Annotated in this window: 6 protein-coding genes; all 6 read left to right on the top strand. The window is 67.4% G+C overall.

Annotation, left to right across the window (positions count from 1 at the left end):
* A partial coding sequence (locus VGI12_17420; protein ID HEY2434458.1) for a HEAT repeat domain-containing protein occupies positions 1 to 958 on the top strand: 958 nt, incomplete at its 5' end.
* A 49-nt stretch (positions 959 to 1007) separates the two neighbouring features.
* The gene (locus tag VGI12_17415) at positions 1008 to 1157 is read left to right on the top strand and encodes a hypothetical protein (GenBank protein HEY2434457.1); all 150 of its coding nucleotides are present in this window, start codon (positions 1008 to 1010) and stop codon (positions 1155 to 1157) included.
* Between the two features lie 59 nt (positions 1158 to 1216).
* On the top strand, positions 1217 to 1678 hold the full coding sequence (locus tag VGI12_17410; GenBank protein ID HEY2434456.1) for a hypothetical protein: 462 nt from the start codon (positions 1217 to 1219) through the stop codon (positions 1676 to 1678).
* On the top strand, positions 1675 to 2142 hold the full coding sequence (locus VGI12_17405; protein HEY2434455.1) for a hypothetical protein: 468 nt from the start codon (positions 1675 to 1677) through the stop codon (positions 2140 to 2142). The genes VGI12_17410 and VGI12_17405 overlap by 4 nt, the downstream gene beginning before the upstream one ends.
* A 12-nt stretch (positions 2143 to 2154) precedes the next feature.
* Positions 2155 to 2604, top strand: a complete 450-nt coding sequence (locus VGI12_17400; GenBank protein HEY2434454.1) for a polymorphic toxin type 46 domain-containing protein — start codon at positions 2155 to 2157, stop codon at positions 2602 to 2604.
* Between the two features lie 50 nt (positions 2605 to 2654).
* Positions 2655 to 3284 carry a hypothetical protein gene (locus VGI12_17395; GenBank protein ID HEY2434453.1) on the top strand — a complete coding sequence of 210 codons (630 nt, stop codon included), beginning with the start codon at positions 2655 to 2657 and terminating at the stop codon, positions 3282 to 3284.
* The last annotated feature ends 698 nt before the right edge of the window (positions 3285 to 3982 follow it).

Genomic DNA, 3982 nt, shown 5'->3' with positions numbered 1-3982 from the left:
CTATGACAAGCTCACGCCGCTGGTGGCGCACTACGTGGGGTATCGCCGTGTCGACTCGGGCGCTGCCCTGGAGGACCTCATCAGCGGTCCGCCGCCCACCAACGGACTCGCGGAACTGCTATGGGCCTGCGGTCGCGTCGGCACGGACGCGGCGGTGTCGCGAGTGGCCGGCTATGTCGATCATCAAGATGCCGCGGTGCGAGCGAACGCCGTCATGGCGCTGATGCGCCGCGGCGACCCCGAAGCCGCAGCCTTGTGCAGCGCCCGCGCCTCGAGCGGCGATGCGGCGATGTGTCTTCCGTTGGCCGTGAGCGGCGGCCGATCCGACTCGCTGGCACTTCAGCGCTCACTGTTGAAGCACGCCCTTGGATGCGAAGCAGTCATCGCCTTGGGCGTCCTCGGCGATCTCAGCGCTGTGCGTCTGCTGATCGACAAACTCGCGGACGAGGACGTGGCGAGAGCGGCGTCGACGGCGCTCCAGCTCATCACCGGTGCGGACCTCCGTGAGGATGCGTTCATTCCGGAAACCCTTGCGGAAGACGAGCTCTTCGACGATGAACGTGAGGTGATGCGACAGACCGGCGAAGGGCCGAAACATCCTGATGGCCGGCCGTTCGGGATCAGCGTCAATCGAGCGTCCCGCAACCCTGATGAGTGGCGTGCTTGGATTGAAGCGCACGCATCCGAGTTCGTTGCGGGCCAGCGATATCGCCTGGGTAAGCCATTTTCATTGGGAACGTTGGTCGACACACTCGTCTCGCCGCTCTTCAGGCGTCAGATTCGCTCGCTGGCGTACGAGGAACTCGTCGTTCGCTACGGAATTGATCTCCCGTTCGAAGCCGACATGCGGGTGCAGGAGCAGAAGAAGCAAATCAACGCGATCGCCAGAGAGTGTCGAGCGCGTGAGTCGTCATTTCAACCGGGTGGCTGGTACTTCGCGGGCGAGCTGATCGGCTGATGAGCGTTTAGGCCTGGAGGCTCCCTTTCCAATTGGCCGACATCTCTGTATGGCGGCCAAGTACATCCTCGCCGCCATCGCCCTCATCCTCGTCATCGCCGCCGCCGCCCGCGGATTCACCGGCCCACAGGCCCGCACCTGGCTGATCGTGGCCGGGATCTTTGCCGTGGTCAGCGGCTGGCTTTTCACCCGCGGTTGACCGCCGGTTTTGGGTAAGATCGGCCCGACACTCCGTATCTTCCGGTAGGGACTGGCCGCATGATCACGCAGACGCAATTGGCCGGCTATCTCGGCAAGTCGATCGCCGACCTCTGCCCGAACAAGTACGTCAGTCCCCACGACAACCACTGCGCCCACTTCGTCTCCCACGTCCTCGGCTATTCGTTCGGCGTCACCTGTCTGCAGATGGGATCGGGGTCCGGGCAGGCGGCAACCCTGCGCGTCCAAGAGCTGTTCTCGCGCTGCCCCAAGGTCGGCGCCTGGTCGCTGCGGCCGGCGTCGCTCAGAACCTGTCTGGTGTTCATCACCCGCGCCAGCCACGTCAACCTGTCGTCCAAGACGATGGCGAACGTGCCGCGCAAGCACGTCGGCATCTTCGCCAACGGCATGGTCTGGCACTACTCCAACAGCCAACAGCAGGTGGTCCGGCAGACGCCCACCCAGTTCGCGCAGCACTACTCCTCCCCCGACAACGCGATGTTCTTCGGATCGTTGCCGTGAAGACACGCGCGCTGGCTCTGGCGGCGGTCGCACTTGCGGCCTGCGGGGGCGGCAGCGCTGCGCCGGCGCCGGCGACGCCGCCGGCCGAGGCCGCGCTTCGTGCCGTCCACGTCGCGCACCAGCCGCCGACCACCAAGGATCTGATCGAAGCCGCCATGGCGAGCAGCGGGGTCGCACTCCGCGTCTCGCCGACCTGCGCCGGCGCCGGCACCGAGACGTCCGACACCACGATCGGCCGTTATCTCGCGGGCTTCTTCGCCGCGCTGTCGTCGCCCGCGAAGAACTGGATCGACACCAAGATCGAGACCGGCTGGTCGAGCGCCGGCGACCCGGTCAACATCTGCACTGTGACGATTCACCACGAGGACGGCGACGACCGCTGGGGCTGGGGCGTCCGCTTCCAGGTGCGATCCACGGACGGGCTCGTGCTGAACGACACGTTCACGTGCGTAGGCGCGGGATAGGCCGCACGCGCGATGGATCAGCGTGACTACTGGCGCGGCGTGGCGAGGAATTTCTACGCGGTGTTCTGTCCGGACAAGACGGACGAACTCGAGTACATCGACTACAACTATCCGGTGCGCGAATTGCGGATCGAAAAGGGAGCACGGCTCTGGGGCCACAAGGACCCGCGCGTCTCTCCATATCGAGGCACGTTCTTCTGCCCGACAGGTACCCCGCGCGAAATCCTTGGCGTGCACGGCGCCGGCAACCTGCAAACGCACTCGCGCGTGACCGACAAGGTTCTCAACCAGTACGAGGTGCTCGTGACGGTGCCGCACGCGCTGCTTTCGCTCTGCGCGTCAGGCGTCGACACCTGGTCCGAACGCGGCAGGCTGATCGCGGTCGGCGGCGGCGGCTGGCAGTACAAGATTCTGCGGCCGTGGAATTACATGCGCTCCACGACGCCGTTTCCGCAGCGATGAACCGCCACTGACCCGGCGCCGCGGTGCCGACGCACGAAAGGACGAAAATCATGGGCCACGGGAAAACTCCAGGTTCGACGGACGGCACGGCCGGCGCGATCGTGATCGACGAGGGGACCTCGGCGCGGACCGAGTCGCCGGATCCGGGTCCAATCGGGCTCGACGCGCCCACCGGCGGCGGGCATACGACCGCCGACGTCGGCGTGCGCATCCTCGGGTACGTGCGGCGGCAGCGCGGCAGCCGCGTCGGCAACGGCGAGTGCTTCACGCTCGCCGATCGCGCGCTGAGCGGGGCCGGCGCACGCAGCGCGAGCGACTACGGCAGCGTCAGTCCCAACGCCGACTACGTATGGGGCACGACCGTGAACCTCGCCGATCTGCAGCCTGGCGACGTCATCCAGTTCCGGGACTATCGCTACGATCGCGAGGTCTCGACGAGCAACGCCGACGGATCGGGTTCGAGCGACACCGACTTCCAGGAGCGGCCGCACCATACGGCGATCGTCGAAACCGTCGACGGCAACGGCGCGGTGACGGTGCTCGAACAGAATGCGCCGGAAGGTTCGGCGGTGGGCCGCTCGCACCTGTTCTTCAGCGGCGGCAGCACGACGACTGGCCATACGACCACGACCATTCGCGTGCAAGGGACGTTCTGGTTCTATCGCCCGCAGACGCGCTGAGGCGCGAGGGCGAGGCGCGCGAGGCGAGGCGCGAGTGAGCACCGCGCACGAGCCACGCGAACGGAGCGCGCCGGCGAAGCGGCGCGCGAGAGCGCGTGCAAGAAAGTCCGAGACGCGACGCCCTTCACGGCGCGAGTGAGCACCGCGCACGAGCCACGCGAACGGAGTTCGCCGGCGAAGCGGCGCGCGAGAGCGCGTGCAAGAGAGTCCGAGAGGCGACGCCCTTCGCGGCGCGAGTGAGCGCCGCGCACGAGCCACGCCAACGGAGCGCGCCGGCGAAGCGGCGCGCGAGAGCGCGTGCAAGAAAGTCCGAGACGCGACGCCCTTCACGGCGCGAGTGAGCGCCGCGAACGAGCCACGCGAACGGAGCGCGCCGGCGAAGCGGCGCGCGAGAGCGCGTGCAAGAAAGTCCGAGGGGGCGACGCCCTTCACGGCGCGAGTGAGCGCCGCGAACGAGCCGCGCGAACGGAACGCGCCGGCGAAGCGGCGCGCAAGAGCGCGTGCAGGGGAGTCCGAGGGGCGACGCCCCTCGGATACTAAACGGGCGCGTGCTGGCGCGCGAGATCGAGCAGCCGCTGGCGGAGCGGATCGCCGAGCTTCGACAGGTCGTCCACCACGATCACCTCTTCGAACGCGTCCATGCCGGTGAGCTCCGCCGTCTGCAACATGACTTCGTCGGACGGACGCGTCGTGGCGAT

Source organism: Vicinamibacterales bacterium (assembly GCA_036496585.1).
Taxonomy (GTDB): Bacteria; Acidobacteriota; Vicinamibacteria; order Vicinamibacterales; family 2-12-FULL-66-21; genus JAICSD01.
Note: the sequence above shows the minus strand (reverse complement) of the source record. Positions and strands in the feature narration are given on the sequence as shown.